The 19,577-nt window shown below is 71.2% G+C and carries 17 protein-coding genes; 10 read left to right on the top strand and 7 right to left on the bottom strand.

What is annotated here, in order from left to right; genetic code table 11:
- Positions 1 to 19 precede the first annotated feature (19 nt).
- A complete protein-coding gene (locus tag IH26_RS62840; protein WP_030436890.1) occupies positions 20 to 1,447 on the bottom strand; it encodes an RICIN domain-containing protein in 1,428 nt (475 codons plus the stop codon).
- 63 nt (positions 1,448 to 1,510) lie between these two features.
- Positions 1,511 to 2,689 carry a substrate-binding domain-containing protein gene (locus IH26_RS62835; RefSeq protein WP_051808171.1) on the bottom strand — a complete coding sequence of 393 codons (1,179 nt, stop codon included), beginning with the start codon at positions 2,687 to 2,689 and terminating at the stop codon, positions 1,511 to 1,513.
- Positions 2,690 to 2,874: 185 nt separating this feature from the next.
- Here IH26_RS62835 and IH26_RS0115480 point away from each other — a divergent pair, with 185 nt between their 5' ends.
- Entirely contained in the window at positions 2,875 to 3,804 is a 930-nt protein-coding gene (locus tag IH26_RS0115480; RefSeq protein WP_051808170.1) for a class I SAM-dependent methyltransferase, read from the top strand.
- Here IH26_RS0115480 and IH26_RS0115475 read toward each other — a convergent pair.
- Together IH26_RS0115475 and IH26_RS0115470 are read right to left on the bottom strand one after the other, a co-directional pair.
- Positions 3,753 to 4,094: a VOC family protein gene (locus tag IH26_RS0115475; RefSeq protein WP_030436888.1), complete on the bottom strand. Its 342-nt coding sequence runs from the start codon at positions 4,092 to 4,094 to the stop codon at positions 3,753 to 3,755. The genes IH26_RS0115480 and IH26_RS0115475 overlap by 52 nt on opposite strands.
- A gap of 8 nt (positions 4,095 to 4,102) precedes the next feature.
- On the bottom strand, positions 4,103 to 5,020 hold the full coding sequence (locus tag IH26_RS0115470) for an EamA family transporter (protein ID WP_245665214.1): 918 nt from the start codon (positions 5,018 to 5,020) through the stop codon (positions 4,103 to 4,105).
- Positions 5,021 to 5,086: 66 nt separating this feature from the next.
- Between IH26_RS0115470 and IH26_RS0115465 the strand changes: the two genes are divergently transcribed.
- A complete protein-coding gene (locus IH26_RS0115465; protein ID WP_030436886.1) occupies positions 5,087 to 5,620 on the top strand; it encodes a CGNR zinc finger domain-containing protein in 534 nt (177 codons plus the stop codon).
- 14 nt (positions 5,621 to 5,634) lie between these two features.
- Here the strand turns inward: IH26_RS0115465 and IH26_RS0115460 are convergent, their stop codons facing one another.
- On the bottom strand, positions 5,635 to 8,196 hold the full coding sequence (locus IH26_RS0115460; RefSeq protein ID WP_051808168.1) for an AAA family ATPase: 2,562 nt from the start codon (positions 8,194 to 8,196) through the stop codon (positions 5,635 to 5,637).
- Positions 8,197 to 8,285: 89 nt separating this feature from the next.
- Here IH26_RS0115460 and IH26_RS0115455 point away from each other — a divergent pair, with 89 nt between their 5' ends.
- Positions 8,286 to 8,984 carry an alpha/beta fold hydrolase gene (locus tag IH26_RS0115455; RefSeq protein ID WP_051808167.1) on the top strand — a complete coding sequence of 233 codons (699 nt, stop codon included), beginning with the start codon at positions 8,286 to 8,288 and terminating at the stop codon, positions 8,982 to 8,984.
- On the opposite strand, the gene IH26_RS0115450 is transcribed toward IH26_RS0115455, so the two are convergent.
- Positions 8,938 to 10,011 carry a LacI family DNA-binding transcriptional regulator gene (locus IH26_RS0115450; RefSeq protein ID WP_030436883.1) on the bottom strand — a complete coding sequence of 358 codons (1,074 nt, stop codon included), beginning with the start codon at positions 10,009 to 10,011 and terminating at the stop codon, positions 8,938 to 8,940. The two genes, IH26_RS0115455 and IH26_RS0115450, sit on opposite strands and share 47 nt — an antisense overlap.
- Positions 10,008 to 11,786 (bottom strand): heparinase II/III domain-containing protein, encoded by a 1,779-nt coding sequence (locus IH26_RS0115445; RefSeq protein ID WP_051808165.1) that lies wholly within the window; start codon positions 11,784 to 11,786, stop codon positions 10,008 to 10,010. Before IH26_RS0115445 ends, IH26_RS0115450 begins: the two co-directional genes overlap by 4 nt.
- Before the next feature lie 167 nt (positions 11,787 to 11,953).
- Here IH26_RS0115445 and IH26_RS0115440 point away from each other — a divergent pair, with 167 nt between their 5' ends.
- From IH26_RS0115440 to iolB, 7 genes are all read left to right on the top strand, one after another.
- A complete protein-coding gene (locus IH26_RS0115440) occupies positions 11,954 to 13,795 on the top strand; it encodes a DUF2264 domain-containing protein (protein ID WP_245665212.1) in 1,842 nt (613 codons plus the stop codon).
- A 10-nt stretch (positions 13,796 to 13,805) separates the two neighbouring features.
- Positions 13,806 to 15,107 carry an ABC transporter substrate-binding protein gene (locus IH26_RS0115435; protein ID WP_030436880.1) on the top strand — a complete coding sequence of 434 codons (1,302 nt, stop codon included), beginning with the start codon at positions 13,806 to 13,808 and terminating at the stop codon, positions 15,105 to 15,107.
- 77 nt (positions 15,108 to 15,184) lie between these two features.
- Complete coding sequence (locus IH26_RS0115430; RefSeq protein ID WP_030436879.1) at positions 15,185 to 16,093, top strand: carbohydrate ABC transporter permease; 909 nt, start codon at positions 15,185 to 15,187, stop codon at positions 16,091 to 16,093.
- The gene (locus IH26_RS0115425; RefSeq protein WP_030436878.1) at positions 16,090 to 16,971 is read left to right on the top strand and encodes a carbohydrate ABC transporter permease; all 882 of its coding nucleotides are present in this window, start codon (positions 16,090 to 16,092) and stop codon (positions 16,969 to 16,971) included. Before IH26_RS0115430 ends, IH26_RS0115425 begins: the two co-directional genes overlap by 4 nt.
- Before the next feature lie 4 nt (positions 16,972 to 16,975).
- Positions 16,976 to 17,626, top strand: coding sequence for a hypothetical protein (locus tag IH26_RS0115420; RefSeq protein WP_030436877.1), 651 nt, complete (start codon positions 16,976 to 16,978; stop codon positions 17,624 to 17,626).
- The gene (locus IH26_RS0115415; protein ID WP_030436876.1) at positions 17,623 to 18,744 is read left to right on the top strand and encodes a glycoside hydrolase family 88 protein; all 1,122 of its coding nucleotides are present in this window, start codon (positions 17,623 to 17,625) and stop codon (positions 18,742 to 18,744) included. Before IH26_RS0115420 ends, IH26_RS0115415 begins: the two co-directional genes overlap by 4 nt.
- Before the next feature lie 8 nt (positions 18,745 to 18,752).
- Complete coding sequence (gene iolB / locus IH26_RS0115410) at positions 18,753 to 19,577, top strand: 5-deoxy-glucuronate isomerase (RefSeq protein WP_034215274.1); 825 nt, start codon at positions 18,753 to 18,755, stop codon at positions 19,575 to 19,577.

Raw genomic sequence — 19,577 nt, 5'->3', positions numbered from 1 at the left:
GCAGGAGGCGCGGAGGGCCTCAAGCAGCGGTCCGGCTCCACTGCTGGTTGGTGCCGCCGTTGTAGGTGTACTGCTCGATGTCGCCGCCGTCGGCGGTGGAGGCGCCGGTCACGTCGAGGCATTTGCCGCTGTGCCGGGCCTTGAGCGTGTAGTAGCCGCCGGTGGCGGTCCATTGCCACTGCTGGTTGGTGCCGCTGCCGCAGGTGTACTGGATGATGTTCGCGCCGTCCGCGGTCGATGCCGAGGCGACGTCGAGGCATTTGCCGCTGTTCTGGTTGACGATCCGCAGGTAGCCGGTGCCGAGGTCCTCGAAGGCCCACTTCTGGTTGAGCCCGCCGTTCCACGCGTACTGCTTGATCTCGACGCTGTCGGCGGTGGAAGCGCCGACCGCGTCCATCACCTTGCCGCTGTTGCGGTTGGTGACCTGGTAGTGGGTGAGCGGCACGTTGCCGCCGCCGTCCAGCCCCCACGAGTAGCGCAACTGATCGCGACCGCTCGCGTTCGTGGTGGACAGCGTCAGGCTGGTCCCGCTTCCGCCGATCTCCTGCAGCCGGTACGGGTCGGCGATGCGCACCCCCGGCCAGTAGACGGTGCCCAGCCCCTCGGCCCGCGCCTCGGCGGCCGTGCCGCGGATGAACGCGACGAAACTGTCCGTCGCCGAGGGCGAGTCGTAGTTGCGGCCGTCGGTCATCGGCGCGCCGAACTCGGTGATCAGGACTCTCGACGCGTACGCGCCGACGCTGGTGCGCAGCGACTCGCGCCAGGAGTCCTCGGTGGTCCGGCTGGTGTCGAAGAACTCGTACGTGTGCCGCGAGATGAGCGTTCCGTCGAAGCGGCTGTCCGAACCGATCGTGGTGAGCCGCTGGTTGTACCCGGCGCCGGAGATGATGACCCGCCCGCGCGGCACCGACGAGTAGCTGGACAGCCACTGGGCGGCCAGGTTCTTCCAGTCCGCGTCGCTGTAGCCGTACGGCTCGTTCATCGGTTCGAAGTAGACGTTGGCGTTGCCCACGTACTTGGTGACGATCGTCTGCCACATCGACCAGAACTGGGTGGTGTTGTCGACCTTCCCGTCCCGGGAACCGGCCGCCTCCCAGTAGCTGAGGATCACCCGCATCCCCTTGGCCGTGGCCGCGTCGATCGCCCCGGTGTACGAGTTCCAGTACGAGCCGGAAACGGTCGGATAGTTCACCGGCATCCGTACGATGTTGGCCCCCAGGTTGTTCTGGAAGCCGGCCAGGATCCCGTTCGCCTTGGCCTGCGTGGTCGCGTAGCTGTCGCTGGTGCTCAAGCCGCCGGGCACCAGGGTGTCGTCGACGAAGTTGTCGCGCTGGTCGGCCCAGTTGACTCCGCGGAAATCGCTGGTGGCGGCGGCCGCGGGCGAGGCGGCGACGGGCACGGCCAGGGTCGCGGCGACCAGGGCCAGGATGGGCAGAGCCTTCTTCATGGCCTCATCTCAGAGAGTCGGAAATCGCCACGCCACGATGCGAACGCAGATGGTCGGAAACGTTCAGATCCGAACATGGAACGGCGAGGACTGGCGGACCACGAGCGACGGCGCGACCAGCACGCCCTGGACCGGGCGCTGGGAGCCGTCGAGCAGCCGGGTGACGATCAGCTCCACCGCGAGCCGGCCGACGTGGTTCTTCGGCGGGCGCACCGCGGTCAGCGCCGGCTCCGCCAGGTGGGCGACCTCGTCGTCGTACGAGATCAGGGCGATGTCCTCGGGGATCCGCAGGCCCTGTTCCGCGCACGCCTGCGCGACCGCGATCGCGTGCGGGTCGCTGTGCACGATCAGCGCCGTCTCGCCCCGCCGGCGGCAGTCGGCGAGCACGTCGCGCACCACCCGGTGCGGCGGATCGTCCAGCATGGTCGGCGGCGGCAGGTCCGGGTGCCGCAGGTACGCCGAGGTGGGGCTGCCACGGGACAGCAGCACGCCGATCCGCCGGTGGCCGTGCTCGCGCAGGTGCTGCACGGCTATCTCGAGACCGAGCGCGTGGTCGCTGCGCACCCACTCGACCCGGCGGGACGCGGCGGTCCGGCGGTGCGGCTGCCGCTCGACCAGCACGCACGGGATCGGCAGCCGGCCGATCCAGTCGATCATGTCGTCGGCGTCGCCCGGGAGATCGCCGCCCGGGAGATCGCCGCCCGGGAGATCGCCGCGGGGGAGATCGCCGCGGGGGAGATCGCCGCGGAAGAGATCGCCGCGGGGGAGATCGCCGCGGGGGAGATCGTCGCCCGGGAGATCGTCCAGGGCGGGCGCGAGCAGCAGGCCGCGCACCTCGCCCGCCTCGACCAGCCGGCTGATCTGCCGCCGGTCCTCGTCCGGGTCGTAGCTCGAGCCACGCAGCTGGACGGTGACGCCGAGCGCGGCGGCCGCCGCCCGCGCCCCGGCGATCACCGGCGGCCAGTAGAAGTCGAGCGACGGCACCACCATGCCGATCGCGAAGCCGGTGGCCGTGGCCGCGCGCGGGCGGCCGGCCGGGCGGGAGCGGCTGGGCAGCGTGGCGCCGCCGTGCACCCGGTTGACCAGGTTGCGGGCGGCCAGGGCGGCGATGTCGCGGCGGATGGTCAGCTCGCTGACGCCGAGGTCACGGGCGAGTTCGCGGACCCGCACGGCGCCGAGCCGGTGCAACTCGGTGAGCAGCCGTTCGTGCCGCTGCACCTGGAAGAGGCGTTCGTCGGTCACCACGCACCCCAGACCGGCGGGAGGAGCGCCACGCTTGTTTCGTGACGGTTAACGTAATGCGACACGATATCGAACGTCAACGATGATCGGACGGTTTCGTTTCTGGCCGATCGCGATCGGATCGTGGCGGCCGATCGGCGGAAATAGCCAGCACCGGAGCCGCACGCCGTTCTAGATTCACGTCCGTGACTTACTACCAGCATCCGTTGCACTATCTGCTCGGCCTGGAGGGGCTGGCGCTGCTGCGCGCCTACGGCGGCGACCACGGCCCGGAGTTCGGCGCCGCCCGGATCGCGGAGATCCGGCGGCTGCTGGACGCTCCCGAACTGAGCGGCGACGGCGTCACGGCCGAGCCGATCGGCACGATCGCCGGGTATCGGACCTGGTCGAAGACGTACGACCGGCCGGGGAACGGGCTGTTCCCGATCGAGGAGCCGTTCGTGCACGAGATCGTCGACGCGTTACCGATCGGAATCGCTCTCGACGCGGCCTGCGGCACCGGCCGGCACACGTCCTATCTGGCCGGCCGGGGCCATCAAGTGATCGGAGTCGACAGCTCGGCGGACATGCTGGCGCTGGCCCGGGCGAAGATGCCGGCCGCTTCGTTCCACGAGGCGCCGCTCGACCGGATCCCGCTCCCGGACGACCACGTCGACCTCGTGGTCTGTGCGCTCGCACTCGCTCACCTGCCCGACCTGAAGCCGGCGTTCGCCGAGTTCGCGCGGGTGCTGCGGCCGGGCGGCCACCTGATCGTGACCGATATCCACCACGAGACGGTCCTGCTCGGGTCGGTACCGCACGTTCGCACGGCGGAGGGCGAGCCGCGGCTGATCCCCTCGTACCGCTACCGGGCGGCCGACTACCTCGGCGCGGCGCTGCCGGTCGGCCTCGAGGTGCGCCGGTGCGAGGAGCCGGCCCGCGCGATCGACCGCTCGGCCGAGCCGATGACCGATCAGATCCGTACACAGGAGTGGGATCTCTGGCCGTGGACCCTGATGCCGATCGTGCCGGCCGCGACGGCCGCCGCCACGAGCGAGACGCCGGCGGCCATGCTGTGGCACTTTCAGCTGGCGGCCCCGCCAAAACCGATCTCGTTGCCGTCCGGGTCGGCGTAGGTCGCCTTGCGGACGCCGTTGTCGTAGGTCTCCTCCTTCGCCGGCGTCAGCCCGCGCCCGGCGATCGCCGCGATCCGGTCGTCGAAGTCGTCCACGAACAGGGCGTGCATGGCTCGCCCCGCCTTCTCCGGCAGGTGCTCGATGTAGACGTAGCGATGCTCGGCGATCTCCCACACCGCCTCGACGTCGTTCGGGAAGAACGCCGGCGGCGTGCCGAGCAGCTTCTCGTACCAGGTGAGTGCCGCCGCGTAGTCACTGACGGCGATCCCGGCGAACAGGTCGACGGCCATGACCGATGCTAAATCGCCCGGTCGCCCAGTTTCACCGCGACGACGCCGCCGATCACTAGCAATCCGCCGGCCAGTTGCAGCGGGCCGGGCAGCTGATCGACCAGCAACCAGGCGAAGACCACGGCGGCGACCACCTCGAGCAGCGCCACGAACGACGCGACCCGGGAGCCCAGGCGGCGGCTGGCGGCGATCCCCGTCGCGTACCCGAAAGCGGCGGTGACCAGCCCGAGCAGCAGCAGCGGCACCCACCAGGACACGGTGGCCGGCGCGAAAGCGATCGGCGTCGTGGCCGCGTGCATCGGCAGCAGCCCGGTCAGCGCGGCCAGCCCGAGCGTGAGCGTGCCGATGGTCAGGCCGACCCCGGCCAGGGCCAGTGGCGGCAGCCCGCTGTCGGTGTCGGCCGAGATCAGGAAGTACGCCGTGGCGCCGACCATCGCGGCCAGCGCCCACGCCACCCCGGACCAGGCCAGGTGCGCGCCGGAGGTCAGATCGAGCACGAGCACCAGCCCGGCCGCCGCGATCGCCGCGCCCGTGACGGTCAGCTTGCCCGGTCGCTGGCCCCGCCGCAGCCACAGCCACGCGACCACGGCCGCCGGCGCGGTGTACTCGATGAGCAGGGCGGGCCCGACGTCCATCCTGGCCACGGCCGAGAAGTAGCAGAACTGCGCGCCGGCGACGGCCAGCACCCCGTACGTCAGGACCAGCCCGGCCTGCCGCCGCAGGAGATGCCACCGGCCGCGCAGCGCGGTGAGGGCGAACGGCGCCAGCACGATCGCGGCGATGCCCATCCGGACGAGGACGATCGCGCCCGGGCTCCATCCGGTGGTCAGCAATCCGGTGGCCAGCGAGCCGGACAGGCCGAACGCCGTCGCGGAGGCGATGGCGAGCAGCACGCCGCCGCCGACGGCCGAACTGGCCTGCACCATGGGCCTGTCATTGGCTATCTGCGTCATAGCCTATGACGCTATGGACTCCGGGGGTAAGATGTCAAGGTGGTTTTAGCCCATGACACAGAGGCATCGCTGCTGGCCGCGGTCGAGCTGGTGAACAGCGGGGAGGATCCGGACACGCTGCTCACCATCGATCAGGCCGACGTCTGGTACGCCCGGCACCGCTACACCGGCCGCCACGACCGGAACGACGTCGAGCTGCGCGAACTACGCGCGATCCGACCGGTCCTGCGCGAACTGCTCACCGCCGATCGCGACACCGCCGCCGAGATGGTGAACCGGATGCTCGCCGACGCCCGGGCCATGCCCCGGCTGGTGCGTCACGACGATATCGACTGGCACATCCACGCGGTCTCGCCGGACGAGCCGCTGGTGCGCCGGGTGCTGGTGGAGACCGCGATGGCGATGGCCGACGTGATCCGTGGCGACGAGATGTCCCGGCTCGCCGTGTGCGCCGACGACACCTGCAACGGCCTCGTGCTCGACCTGACCCGCAACCGCTCACGGCGCTTCTGCAGCAACACCTGCGCGAACCGGGTCGCGGTCGCCGCCTACCGCGCGCGCCGGCGGAGCTGATCGGATCAGGCTGATCAGATCAGGTCGCGCAGCTGGTGCCGACCGGCCACACCGAGTTTCGGGTACGACCGATAAAGATGCGATGCGACCGTACGCGGTGAAAGGAACAGCCGGTCGGCGATCTCCGCATTGGTGAGCCCACGCCCGGCCAGCAGCACGATCTCCCGCTGCTGGGCGGTGAGCTCGGCCAGCGCGTCCGTGCCCGGCCCGGCCGTCGCCGAGACCCCGCAGGCGCGCAGTTCCGCCTCGGCGCGCTGGGCAAGCGGCCGGGCGCGCAACCGCCGGAACGTCTCCAGCGCCGCCGCGAGCACGGGTTTCGCGTCGTTGATCCGCCGCTGGCGGCGCAGCCACTCGCCGTGGTCGAGCCGCAGCTGGGCCCGTTCGAGCGGCCACCGTTCCCCGGCCGGGTCGGCCAGCGCGGTCTCGTAGCACGACGGCTCGCCCAGCAGCCCGCGTGCCCGGTCGGCGATCTGCCGCAGCCTCGGCCCGCAGTCGGCCGGCACCGAAGCAAGCGCCTGCTCGGCGAGCCGGCGTTGCCCGGCCCGCTCGGCCGCTGCCGCGAGGTCGGCGAGGCCCAGGTAGGACACCCGGTGGTGGAGCGCCTCGCCGTCGGTGAAGAGGTGCCGGAACTGCGCGTACGCGGCCGCCACCTGGCCCTGGGCGAGCGCCGCCAGGCCCGCGGTGTGTCGGGCCCGGGCCGCCGACGACCGGTACTCGTCGGTCATCGCCCCGGCCAGCAGGTCATGGACCTGGTCGTACTCGCCGCGCAGCGCCGACACCGTGGCGACCAGCAGCCCGGCCGACGCGCCGACCGGCCCCAGCCGGTACGCCGCCGCGATGTCCTGCGCTTCCCGGGCGACCGCGAGCGCCTCGTCCCAGCGGCCCGCGTCGAAGCAGGCCCACTGCAGCGCCGACAGCGCCCCGCCGCTGCCGCCCCGGGTGCCCGGCGCGCGCAGCCGGTCGAGCGCCTCGCGCAGCAGCCGTACCGCCTGCTCGGTCTCCTCGAGGAGCCAGGCCGCCGACCCGGCGATCACCGGGTCGCCGCCGGGGGTGAAGGACAGACGACCGGCGAACGACTCGGCGCACGCACGCACCCACTGCCGCAGGGCGGGGGAGGGCGCCCGCATCCGATCGAGAGCGAGCAGCACTGCGGCCCGATCGGCGGGTGTGCCGGACTGGTACGCCACGGTGGCCGCGAACCCGAGCGCGGTCGGCGAGCCGGCCGACAGCAGCGTCTCCAGCGCCGCCGCGTGCTGCCCCGACCAGACCTGAGCCCATCCGATCCGCTCCCGTGCGGTCCGGATCAGCTCCGGGTCGGCGCCGAGCGCGAGGACCCGGTCGGCGAGGTCGCGTACCCAATCGGCCTGTCCCGCCGTCTGCGCCTGCGCGGCCGCCGCCAGCAAGCGACGCACCTGATCGGTCTCGACCGGGCTGAGCGCCGCGGCCCGTTCCAGCGCGCGGGCCGCCGCGGCCGCGCCGCCTCGCCGCCGCGCCTGGTCCGCCGTCTCCTCGAGCAGCGCCGCCACCCGCTCGTCCGGCTCGAGGGCCGCCGCCGCGAGGTGCCAGGCGTGCCGGTCGGGCCGATCGCGAACCGCCGCCGCGACCGTCCGATGCGCCGCCGCCCGGGTCGCGAACGGCACGTGGTGGTAGACCGCCGCCCGCACCAGCGGATGCGCGAACCGCACGCCCGACGCGTCCACCCGGATCAGCCCGGCCCGTTCGGCCGGCGCCAGCGCCGCGGCGTCCGGCCCGGGCAGGTCGCCGACCGCGGCCAGCAGCAACGCCTCCCGGGTCGCGGCCGGCAGCGCCCCCACCTGCGCGGCGAGCAGGGCGCCGAGCCGCTGCGGGGGCGGCATCGGCTCGGACACCCAGCGACGCCCGGCCGCCGGATCGTTCGCGATCGCCTTCGCGAGCTCGATCAGCGCGAGCGGATTGCCCGCTCCCTGCGCGAGCACCACCTCCCGCGCCGATCCGGCCGGCGGCCGCGGCTGCGCGTCCAGCAGCGATCCGGCCGCCGCGGTGGTCAGCGGTCGCAGGATCAGTTCGGGCAGGTCACCGACCGGCGACCGGCTGCCCAGCAGCAGCACCACCGGCTCGGAATCCAACCGGCGGGCGGCGAACGTGAGCGCGTCGAGGGAGGCCCGGTCGAGCCAGTGCGCGTCGTCCACGACCACCAGCAGCGGGCGCTCCTCGGCCAGGCCGGACAGCAGGGTGAGCACGGCGATCCCGGTCAGCAGCGCGTCCGGCGGCACCGGCTCGGGAGCGATCCCGAACGCACCGAGCAGGGCCTGCGCCTGCCGCCCCGGCAACGCGGGCACCCGGGTGAGGACCGGCCGCAGCAGCTGGTGCAGCCCGGCGAAGGCCAGGTCGCGTTCGGACTCCCGGCCGGCGACCGGCAGCACCCGCAGGCCCGCCGACCGCGCGGCCTCGGTCACGGCCGTGAGCAGCGCGGTCTTGCCCATGCCCGGCTCGCCGAGCAGCACCCGTACCTCGCTCGCGACCGGCGGCGGATCGACCGGACGGCACAACCGCGACAGCTCGCTGTCGCGGCCGATCAGCCCGCCCGCCATCCGCATCCCCCCAAGTGCAGTCAGGATACGGATGCCCGGCCGGCATCCCGCGAGCAGAGTGATCGCGGAGACCAAAAGCGAAAGGAAGCAAGGCGATGAACATCGTTCTCGTGCATGGCGCCTGGGCCGACGGCTCGTGCTGGACCGGCGTCATCGAGCGCCTGCTGGCCGCCGGCCACCGGGTGACCGCGCCGCAGTTCCCGCTCACCTCGCTCGCCGCCGACGTGGCCCGGCTGCGTCAGGTCCTCGACCTGCAGGACGGCCCGACCGTGGTGGCCGGCCACTCGTACGGCGGTCAGATCGTCACCGCGCTGGGCACGGACGCCCCGAACGTGGCCGGTCTGATCTACATCGCGGCGTTCGGGATCGATCAGGGCGAGTCGCTCGGCGCGCTGCTCTCCCAGGGGCCGATGCCGCCCGCCCTGCGGCACACGTTCACCGACGAGCAGGGCTTCGTCTGGCTGCCCGAGGATGACTTCGTCGAGCATTTCGCGGCCGGTGTCGACCCGGCCCGGGCCCGCGTGTTGCATGCCGTGCAGCAGCCGCTGACCGGCTCGTCGTTCACCGACGTGATGGGCGTGCCGGCCTGGCGCTCGCTGCCCAGCTGGTACCTGGTCGCCCAGCAGGACCAGGCGATCCCGCCGGACGGCGAGCGGCTGTTCGCGAGCCGGATGGGCGCCACGACGATCGAGGTGGCGGCCGGTCATCTGGCGATGGTTTCGCACCCGGGGGAGACCGCCGAGCTCATCACGCGGGCCGTGACGTCGACTGGCGGATCTGCAACGACGGATTGATCACGACGCGATGGGCGGGCCGTTCCGGATCGGCGAGCCGGTCGGCGACCAGGCGCACGGCGGCCCGCCCGATCGCCTCCAGCGGCGGGCGTACCGCGGTGAGCGCCGGCGTGCACAGATGGGCCACCTGATCGTCGTAGGCGACCACCGACAGATCCCCCGGTACGGCCAATCCACGCATCTCGCAGCGCTGCACCAGCGCCATCGCCTCGTTGTCGGCGTGCACGAGCAGGGCGGTGGTGCCGGTGGCCGCGACGCTGTCCAGCACGGCGTCCAGCGCCCTCGCGGAGTCGGGCGACCTGGCATCCGGCACCAGCGCGTCCACCTTGGCGGCCTTGCCGCCGAGCGCGTCGACCCAGCCCCGCCGGACGTGCGGCGAGGTCGGGCTGTGCTCGGCGAGCACGACACCGATCCGGCGGTGGCCGAGCAGCATCAGATGGTTCACCGCCATCTCGGCGCCGAGCGCGTGATCGGTTACGACCGACTCGAGCACCGTCCGGTAGGGGCCGGCGGTCGCGGTGCGCTCCAGCAGTACCACCGGGAGCTCGGTTCCGGCGAGCCAGTCGACGGTGCGCTGGGTGGTCGGCGCGTCCATCCGCGGCGTGACGATCAGCGCGCCGGCGCCCTGTTCCACCAGACGCTCCAGCAGCGGCAACTCGTCCTCGGCGTCGTAGGAGGAGGTGCGCAGCACGACATCGATGCCGAGCTCGCCGGCGGCCACCTTGGCGGCCTCCGCCACGGTCGGGTAGTAGTACTCGGCCGAGGGCACGAGCATCCCGATCCGCTGACCGGCGGTCTCCTCGGCCGGCTCCGCCACCTCTTCCTCGGGCAACGCCACGCCGCCGTGCACCCGCCGCACCAGGCCGGCCTTGGCGAGCTGCACGACGTCGCGGCGGAGGGTCACCTCCGCCACGCCGAGCGTCTCGGCGAGGTCGGAAATGCGCAGCACGTCGTCGCGCCGCAGCGCCTCGAGCAGATCATTTCGCCGGGAGGCCGGAAGCGGCCTACGCTTCCGCGAAGTGGTCAAGGTGACTCCTTAATTGCCAGGTGAAGGCTAGCGATCGGCCCGAGAGCCGTGACGTCCAAGTCCAGTCGCAGCAGGCGCTTTCCCCAGACGTCGCTCAGCTGGGGGTCGTCGAGCTCGCGCACGGTCAGCGCGCACGGCACGGCCGGCTCCCAGTCGAGCCGCAGAGTTCCGGAGGGCCCGGCGATCGAGGCGCCACCCTCGCCCAGCGTGACCTCGCCGGCCACGACCAGATGAAGGAGCGTCCGCTCCGGGCCGGCGACCAGATCCCACTCGTCGTGCACCACCACCATGTCGTGGTGCAGGCGAGCGGTCCGGCGCCAGCTGCGAGCCACATCCTTGCCGTACGCCGGAGCCAGCTCCAAGTCGATCGAGGCGCGGCCTGTGGATAACTTTTCCGCGCTGAACTCCGGTCCGGGTCGCTGCTGCTCGCCGCGGATGGTCGGGGTGTTGTGCCAGGCGCTCTGCATCGTCCAGATCTCGTACCGCCGCGGTCCGAACGTCTGCGCGGTGTAGGTCGGCCGGCCGGGATCGATCAGGATCGGCACCCCGTCCAGGGCCACCACGAAGCTGCCGAGATCGTTGTGGTTGTGGTTCTCGCCGTTGTGCCCGCCCTTCACGGCGAGCGTGAGCCGATCCGATCGCGCGATGAGCACCTGCGTCGACGGGAACCAGATGCTCCGGGGCGGCGAGGGCGGCCGCGGGATCGCTTGCGACCACTCCCGGTCGGTTAGCGCGCGCAGCAGGTAGCCGAGTCCGTGCGTCTCGGTCGCCGGCGCCCGGTGCGCGAGGGCATGGGCCGCGGCGTCCGCGTCACCGACCCGCCGGGCCGCCCGGTGCAACGCGTCCCAGGGCTGATCCCGCGGCGGCCGGGCCGCGCCGTCCGCGTGATTGAGATACCAATCCCCACCCAGATGTACGCGGTGGGGAAAGGCCACCACCTCGCGCAGCGCGTGGAAGGGCGCATCGCTCAGGGCGCCGCCGGACGCGTAGGTGAGCAGGTCAAGCGCCTCGAACAGCCGCCCGGCGCCGTACCACCAGTACGAGTACCCCTCGTCGATCGCACCGTCGGCCGGCAGCGACGCGGCGTAGCGATCGAGACCGTCCACGACCAGCGCGGTCAGTGACGCGCGCCGGGCCGGATCGCCGACCAGTCGCAGGGCCGCGACCAGGACGTTGCCGTGGATCCATGGGTTCCAGTTGTGCACGTGGCCGTCGAGGCCCAGCCAGTGCCAGTCGCGGCGGGTCTCGAACGGGGTCAGCACCCGCCGGTCGACCTCGTGCCGGATCCGCGCCCGCAGGCCGGGAACCCGCTCGTCGAGCCGGTCGCCGAGCAGGTGGTCGAGCCAGGCCAACTGGCCGGCCATCTCGCCGGCGCCCAGGTCGAGGTAGGGGTCGGTGACGGTCGGGACGACCGCGCCATGCCGCGAGTACGTGTCGTCGTGGGCGGGCCAGCACCAGCTGCTCTGCTCGCACAACAGGGTCGCCCCGTCGGCGGCCTCGTCCAGCCACGCGTCGTCCCCGGTCGCCGCGGCCATCACCGCCGCTCGGCTGACCCGGCGCGCCCGCTCGAAGACGATCGTTTCGTAGCCGACGCGATCGCCGTCCCGGAAGTACCGGGCGTACCCGCTCGCCAGCGGGACCGGCCATGGCTTGCCTCGCTCGGCCTCGGCGCGTTCGCGCAGGTCAGCGGGGATATCGAGGTCATCGACCGGGGGAAGCGATCGGATCAGCAGCTGCTCGGTGATGGCGGGCCAGGCGGCCGCGAGAGGTCCCATGTCGCCTCCGATGATCGAACATGATCGTATCAGATCACTTTTCTCCTTTCCGATCGAGTTCGATTGACTCAGTCTGTTGATGGCGTTGACATGAGCGAATATGAGCGTTTAACTTCGCCGCAACCGAGCCGACACGATCCCCCACCCGAGCCTTCGGAGAGTGACGCGTGCCCGAGAAAAGCCAGGATTGGACGAGGGACGACTGGGTCCGGCTCGCCGATCGCATGCTGGCGGCGGCCGGGCGGCATGCCTCACCGAGCCACGCGCACATCACGTTTCCGGGGCCGGTGGGCGGCTACGGCCGGGCGGTCGACGGCCTCGAGGGCTACGCCCGATCGTTCCTGCTCGCCGGCTTCCGCATCGCCGGCGAGCGCGGCGCCGGCCTGGACGAGCTGGCCGGCTTCTACGCGCGGGGCCTGATCGCCGGCACCGACCCGGCCCATCCGGAGCGCTGGGTACGCCTCGACGAGCATCCCCAGGCCAAGGTGGAGGCCGCCGCGATCGCGCTGATCCTCGACCTGACCCGCCCCTGGATCTGGGACCGCCTCGACCCCCGGGCCCAGGAACGGGTGATCGGCTATCTGGCCCCGGCGGTCGGCGACGACACCTACCCGCGGATCAACTGGGTCTGGTTCCGGCTGGTCGTGCAGACCTTCCTGCGCTCGGTCGGCGGCCCCTGGTCCGGCCCCGAGATGGTCGCCGACCTCGCCACCCACGACACCTTCCGGCGCGCCGACGGCTGGCTCGCCGACGGGCCGGCCCGGGCCTACGACCACTACACCGGCTGGGTGCTGCACCTCTTCCCGGTGCTGTGGTCCCGGATGTCCGGCGCGGCCGATCTCGCCACCTCCCGCCGCGCCCGGGACGTGGCCGATCTCGACCGTTTTCTCGCCGACGCGCTCGCGCTGATCGGCGGCGACGGTTCGCCGCTGCTGCAGGGCCGCAGCCTCACCTACCGGTTCGCCGCCGCCGCACCGTTCTGGGCCGGTGTGCTCGCCGGGGTGCCCGCGCACTCGCCGGGCGCGCTGCGGCACGCCGCCGACCGGATCGTCCGTCACTTCGCCGATCGGGGCGCGCCCGACCGGGACGGGCTGCTTCCGATCGGCTGGCACGGCGGGTGGCCGCGGCTCGGCCAGTCCTACTCCGGGCCGGGCTCGCCGTTCTGGGCGAGCAACGGCATGCTCGGCCTCTCGCTGCCGGCCGACCACCCGGTATGGGCGGCCGAGCCGGAACCGCTGCCGATCGAAAATGGCGACTTCGCCCGGGTCATCCGCGCTCCCGGCTGGCTCGTCTCCGGCACCCGGAGCGACGGCATCGTCCGGGTCGTCAACCACGGCACCGATCACGCCGTCGAGGGGGCGGCCGCCGCCGACTCGCCGCTCTACGCCCGGATCGGCTACTCCACGGCGACCGCGCCGATCCTCGACGAGAGCGGGTGGACCGACCCGATCGATCAGTCGGTGGTGCTGGTCGACGCCGGGGGACGCCGGACCCACCGGGCCGGGATGCGCACGCTGACCGTCGAGCCGGGGATCGCCGGCTCCACGGCGTACGCCCATTGGGTCAAAGGCGATCCCGATCAGCCGGACCACGGCGGCGGCCGCGAAGGCGTAGCCGAGCCGGCCGGACAGATCACCGTCCATTCCCTGGTCCGCAAGCAGTGGGAGCTGCGGCTCGCGCGGGTGGACGAGCCCGCCCCGGCGGCCCGGAGCCTGCGGATCGGCGGCTGGGCGGTCACGAACGGACTCCACAGCCACCTCGTGCCGGTGCTGGGCGAGGGGACGCAAGGACGCGACACGCACGAGGCCGGCCCGCTCGGCGGCCCGGTCGAGGTCCCGTGGCTCGAGTACCCGGTGACCCCGGGCGCCTGGGTCGCGGCGCTGATCGCCCTGTCGGCGGACGCTGAGCCGCCGCGCTGCCGGGCGTCACTCGGCGAGGACGAAGGCCATGGGTGGGAGGTCGCGGCCGAATGGCCGGACGGCGTCACCACCCGCACCCCTCTGAAATAAAGGAGAAAGGATGAAACGCTCTCTCGCGGCCGTCGTCGGCGTCACCGCGGCGATCTCGTTGGTCCTGACCGGATGCGGCGGTGGCGACGACGACAAGTCGGCGTCGGGCTCGATCACTTTGACCCTGGCGGGCTGGAGTTTCGCCACCACCCCCGAGTTCAAGACGATCGCGGACGGCTACCACGCAGCGCACCCGGACGTGACGGTACAGCTCAAGGAGTACGACGCGACCAACTACGACACCCAGATGGTCGCCGACCTGGCGGCCGGCAAGGGCCCGGACATCTACCCGCAGAAATCGCTCAAGAACTTCTACACCTATCAGAACGGCAAGCAACTGCTGGACGTGTCGGACGTGGCGGCGGGCCTCGGCGACAAGGTCGGCGGCATGGCGAACTACCAGGCGGACGGGAAAACCTATGCGATCCCGTATCGCCAGGACTCGTGGGTCCTGTTCTACAACAAGGACCTCTTCGCGAAGGCCGGCGTAAAGACGCCGGACGGGTCGTGGACGTGGGACGACTATGCGGCCGCGGCCAAGGACCTGACCACCAAGTTCAAGGCGGGCGGGTCGAAAGCGGTCGGCGACTACGAGCACATCTGGCAGTCGACCGTGCAGGGCTTCGCGCTGGCGCAGACCCAGGGCGCGAGCATCGAGAGCGGTGACTTCGCGTACCTGAAGCCGTACTACACCCGGGCGGTCGACCTGCAGAACGCCGGCGCCCAGGTCAAGTTCGGCGACGCGACCACCAACAACCTCACCTACCAGGCCCAGTTCGGCAAGCAGCAGGCGGCGATGATGCTGATGGGCTCGTGGTTCATCGCCACCCTGCTCAAGCAGCAGGGCAACGGCGACGCCGACAAGTTCGACTGGGGGATCGCGCCGGCGCCGCAGCTCACCAAGGCGACCACCGGTCAGTCGGCCACACCGGTCACCTTCGGCGATCCGACCGGCCTCGGGATCAACGCGAAGATCGCGAAGAACAAGGTCGCCGCGGCCAAGGCCTTCCTCGCGTACGCCGCCGGCGCCGACGGCGCGAAGTCGCTCGCCAGAATCGGCATCACCCCGGCGGACACCGACGCGGTCAAGGACAGCTTCTTCCAGTTGCCGGGCGTCCCGCAGGACGACCTGACGAAGTGGACGTTCACGCATCACGACACGAAGCCGGAGAACCCGCCCGGCAAGTACACCGCCGCGCTGCAGAACATCCTGAACGACCTGCACACGGCCGTGATGTCCGGCAGCAAGGACATCGACGCGGCGATCGCCGACGCGCAGACCCGGGCCAAGAACGAGGTCCTCAACAAGTAGCCGCTCTCTCGCCGAGCGAGATACTAGCCCGGCTAGTATCTCGCTCGGCGAGGCAATTTCCCACGCAGGGAGCTTCCATGACGTCGATGCCGATGGTCCGCCGCGGGCGGGCCCGGCTGGTGTTGCGCAACACGGCGGTGGGCTGGTCGTTCCTGCTGCCGAACTTCGCCGGCTTCGCCGCGCTCACCCTGGTGCCGGTGGCGCTGCTCTTCTACTACGCCTTCACCAGCTGGAACGTCTTCGGCGGAGCGGAATGGACCGGTCTCGACAACTTCCGGCAGCTGTCGCACGACCACAGTTTCCGCACCGCGCTGACCAACACCGTCTACTACACGGTGTTCCACATCCCGCTCACCCTGGTCGCCGCGCTCGGGCTGGCGCTGCTGCTCAACCGGAAACTGCGCGGCGTCGCGTTCTTCCGTACGGTCGCGTTCTTCCCGTACATCACCTCGATCGTGGCCCTCGCCCAGGTCTGGAACATGCTGTTCAGCCCGAGCTACGGCCCGATCAACCAGTTCCTGCGCGCGATCGGGATCGCTCATCCACCGGGCTGGACCACCTCGGCGGACTGGTCGATGCCGGCTGTCATCGTCGTCGGGACCTGGCGCGAGGCCGGCTACTACATGCTGCTGTTCCTGGCCGGCCTGCAGACCATCCCCACCCAGCTGTACGAGGCGGCCAGGGTGGACGGTGCGAACGCCTGGCAGCGGCTGCTCGCGGTGACCCTGCCGGGGCTGCGGCCGACCACATTCTTCGTGGTGGTGATGCTGACCATCGGCAGCTTCAAGGTCTTCGATCTGATCCTGGTGATGACCAACGGCGGGCCGGGCCAGTCCACGCTGGTGGTGTCGCAGTACATCTACCAGAAGGGCTTCGTCGAGAACCAGTTCGGCTACGCGTCGGCGATCTCGATCGTGCTGTTCGCGATCTGTTTCGTCGTCACCGTCGTGCAGTTCCTGATCAACCGGCGGGGGAGCGAGTCATGACGATCCTGCTGCAGCCGCCCAGCCTGGAGATCCCGATCGAGCCGGCCCGCCCGCCCCAGCGCGGCCGAACCAAACGCTTGCTGGGGTACGCGGTCCTGATCGTCGCCGCCGCGGCGATCCTGCTGCCGTTCTATTGGATGCTCATCTCGTCGCTGAAGGCGAACAACGACGTCTACACGATTCCGGTGAAGTGGCTGCCCAACCCGGTGGTCTGGAAGAACTACGTCGACATCTGGCACAAGGCCGACATGACGACGTGGCTGAAGAACACCCTCATCCTCTCCTTCGCGGTCACGTTCCTGCAGGTGCTGACCGGCAGCTTCGCCGCGTACGGGTTCGCCAAGGTGCGCTTCCCCGGTCGCCGGGTGCTCTTCCTCGCCTACCTCGGCACCATCGCGGTGCCCTGGCAGTCGTACATGATCCCGCAGTTCATCCTCTTCTCGAAGCTGCACCTGTCGGACACGCTCTGGTCGATCGTCGCGCTCCAGGCGTTCGGCGCGTTCGGCGTCTTCCTGATGAAGCAGTACTACGAGACGATCCCCGACGAACTGCTCGACGCCGCCCGGATCGACGGGATGAGCGAGTACGGCATCTGGCGCCGGATCATGCTGCCGCTCTCCGTGCCGGCGATCGCCAGCCTGAGCCTGCTCACCCTGGTCACCACCTGGAACGACTACCTCGGGCCGCTGATCTACTTGCGCAGCCACAGCATCTGGACGATCCAGATCGGTCTCAAGACGTTCGTGAACAGCTACAACGCCGAGTACTCGCTGATCATGACGGGCTCGGTCCTGTCGGTGCTGCCGATCGCGGTCATCTTCCTGCTCGGGCAGCGGTACTTCGTCGAGGGCATCGCCACGACCGGGCTCAAGGGGTGAGGAGATGCGGATCGGACTGCTCTTCGACACGGCTTACCTCGCGCTGGCGACGAACGCGTTGCTCACGGCGGCCTGCTCGCCGCTCGTCGTCGTGCTGCTCAGCACCGATCCCGGTCGCTCCTGGCCGTTGCTGGCGTTGCTGGCACCGCTGGCCGGGCCGGCGTTGTGCGGGGCGTTCGCGGTGCTCGGCGCGTACCCGATCGGAAATGACCACGGCGTGGCCGGGACGTTCGTGCGGGTCTGGCGCGCCTCGGCGCGCCGGTCGATCGCGCTGACCGCGGCCGCGTCGGCCCTGCTGGTGGTGCTCGCGGTCGACTGCCGCGCGGCGTGGGGCCGCCCGATCGGCGCGGTCGTGATCCCGCCGCTGGTCGTGGCGATGGCGCTCGTGGTGGCCACCACGATGCTCGCGCTGGTGGTGCTCGCCGAGCGGCCGTCCGTGCGGGTGCGCGACGCCGGCCGGGTCAGCGTCTATCTGGCCGTGCGGCACTGGTATCTCACGCTGCCCTCGCTGGCGGTGCTGGCGGTCTTCGAGGCGCTGCTGGCCACCCGCCCGGCGATCGCGCTCGGGCTGGCCGCCGCGCCGCTGCTCTACGTGGTCTGGGCGGGCAGCCGGTTCTCGCTCAACTCGGTGCTCCTGGCGGAAGGACATTCATGACGGCGATCGACGTCCGGCCCCTGCCCGACGCCGAGGCGGTGGCCGCCGCGGTGGCGGCGGCCCTGCGCACGATCGACGCGAACATCGCGGCGTTCGGCGAGCGGTACCCGGGAGACACGACCGTCGGGGGGAGGTATCCGCTGCGGGCGAACGAGGGGTGGACGACCAGCTTCTGGCCGGGCATGTTGTGGCTCGCGCATGCGCTCACGAACGATCCCCGGTATCGGAGTGCGGCCCTCGGGCATGTCGCCTCGTTCTCCGATCGCCTTCGGTCGCGGCACGATGTCGACACGCACGACCTCGGGTTTCTCTACACGCTGTCGTGCGTGACGCCGTGGAAGGTCGCGGGGGACGACTCGGCCCGGGCGGCCGCGCTGGCCGCGGCCGATCACCTGATCACGCGGGTGCTGCCGGCCGCCGGAATCATTCAGGCCTGGGGCGACATAGACGATCCGCGCCAGCAGGGGCGGACGATCATCGACAGCCTGATGAACACGCCGCTGCTGTTCTGGGCCGCCGCCGAGGACAATAAACCGGACTTGTCGGAAATCGCCCAGCGGCACGCGACGCAGCTGCGCGACCACATCCTGCGACCCGATGACACGACATTTCACACTTTTTACTGGAATCCGGTGACAGGGGAGCCGCTGCGCGGGGAGACCGAGCAGGGCAACGCGGACGACTCCTGCTGGGCCCGGGGCCAGGCGTGGGGGATCTACGGATTCGCCCTCAACCACCGCTACACCGGAGACCCGTCGCTGCTGGACGCGGCCCGGCGCTGCGCCGACCGGTTCCTGGCCCACCTGCCGGCCGACGGGGTCGCCTACTGGGACCTGGAGTTCGGCGACGGCAGCGGCGAGGAGCGCGACAGCTCGGCGGCGGCGATCGCGGTGTGCGGGCTGCTCGAGCTGGGCGGTCAGCGATACCGATCGGCGGCGCTGCGGATCCTCGGCTCGCTGATCGACGGTTACGCCGCGCCGGAGAGCGCGCTGCTGCTGCACGGCGTCTATGACAAGCCGAAGGGGATCGGGGTCGACGAGGGCACCCTCTGGGGCGACTACTTCTACCTCGAGGCGCTGACCCGCGTCACCCGTCCCGACTGGATCGACCACTGGTGAGGAGAGCCATGGACTACAGGTACCACTGCTACATCCCGTCGGCGCCCGGGTGTAACGAGCTCCCGTTCAACCCGTGCGACCTGCTCGGCTTCGGCCTGATCGTGCTCGACCGCGGGCAGACGTGGGCGGGCGAGTCCGGCGACCGGGAGATCCTGGCGGTCGTGCTCGGCGGGACGGCGCACTTCACCGTGGGCGGGGAGAAGTTCCCGGCGGTGGGCGGCCGGGCCAACGTGTTCGCCGGCAAGCCGCACTCGGTCTACATCCCGGCGGGCGTCGCGTACGAGATCGAAGCGGTCGGACCGGTCGAGATCGCTCTGCCGAGCGCGCCGAGCGATCTGGCGCTCGCCCCCTATGTGATCGGGCCGGCGCAGGTCGCGAGCGGCCGCTGGGGAGCGGCCAACTTCGGTCGCGACTACCACCAGATCCTCACCGAGATCGCCCAGCCCGATCTGCCGGCCCACCGGCTTATCGTCGGCGAGACCTACACGCCGTCGGGGAACTGGAGCACCTACCCGCCGCACCGGCACAAATTCGACAACCTCCCGGCTGAGGCCCAGCACGAGGAGATGTACTACTTCCGGGTCCAGCCCGCCGACGGCTTCGGCATCTGCCGGATGTACACCGACGACGGCTACGAGGAGAACTTCACCGCCCGCGAGCACGGCATGCAGATGATGCCCTCGGGCTACCACACGGTCGTGAGCGCTCCCGGCTGCACGACCTACTACCTGTGGTTCCTGGCCGGGACGCAGCGCACCCAGGGCGCGCTCGAGGACAAGTCGCTCACCTGGGTGGGCCGGACCGTGCCGATGCTGCGCGATCTCGGACACTGA

The organism is Actinoplanes subtropicus (assembly GCF_000721705.1).
GTDB classification, from domain to species: domain Bacteria; phylum Actinomycetota; class Actinomycetes; order Mycobacteriales; family Micromonosporaceae; genus Actinoplanes; species Actinoplanes subtropicus.
This window is presented reverse-complemented; position numbering and strand designations above follow the sequence as displayed.

Bases quoted from the DNA above. Each gene is read 5' to 3' on its own strand.
- IH26_RS62840 (WP_030436890.1), bottom strand. From the start codon at position 1,447: ATGAAGAAGGCTCTGCCCATCCTGGCCCTGGTCGCCGCGACCCTGGCC.
- IH26_RS0115475 (WP_030436888.1), bottom strand. From the start codon at position 4,094: ATGGCCGTCGACCTGTTCGCCGGGATCGCCGTCAGTGACTACGCGGCG.
- IH26_RS0115470 (WP_245665214.1), bottom strand. From the start codon at position 5,020: ATGGTGCAGGCCAGTTCGGCCGTCGGCGGCGGCGTGCTGCTCGCCATC.
- IH26_RS0115460 (WP_051808168.1), bottom strand. From the start codon at position 8,196: ATGCGGATGGCGGGCGGGCTGATCGGCCGCGACAGCGAGCTGTCGCGG.
- IH26_RS0115455 (WP_051808167.1), top strand. From the start codon at position 8,286: ATGAACATCGTTCTCGTGCATGGCGCCTGGGCCGACGGCTCGTGCTGG.
- IH26_RS0115445 (WP_051808165.1), bottom strand. From the start codon at position 11,786: ATGGGACCTCTCGCGGCCGCCTGGCCCGCCATCACCGAGCAGCTGCTG.
- IH26_RS0115435 (WP_030436880.1), top strand. From the start codon at position 13,806: ATGAAACGCTCTCTCGCGGCCGTCGTCGGCGTCACCGCGGCGATCTCG.
- IH26_RS0115430 (WP_030436879.1), top strand. From the start codon at position 15,185: ATGACGTCGATGCCGATGGTCCGCCGCGGGCGGGCCCGGCTGGTGTTG.
- IH26_RS0115425 (WP_030436878.1), top strand. From the start codon at position 16,090: ATGACGATCCTGCTGCAGCCGCCCAGCCTGGAGATCCCGATCGAGCCG.
- IH26_RS0115420 (WP_030436877.1), top strand. From the start codon at position 16,976: ATGCGGATCGGACTGCTCTTCGACACGGCTTACCTCGCGCTGGCGACG.
- IH26_RS0115415 (WP_030436876.1), top strand. From the start codon at position 17,623: ATGACGGCGATCGACGTCCGGCCCCTGCCCGACGCCGAGGCGGTGGCC.
- iolB (WP_034215274.1), top strand. From the start codon at position 18,753: ATGGACTACAGGTACCACTGCTACATCCCGTCGGCGCCCGGGTGTAAC.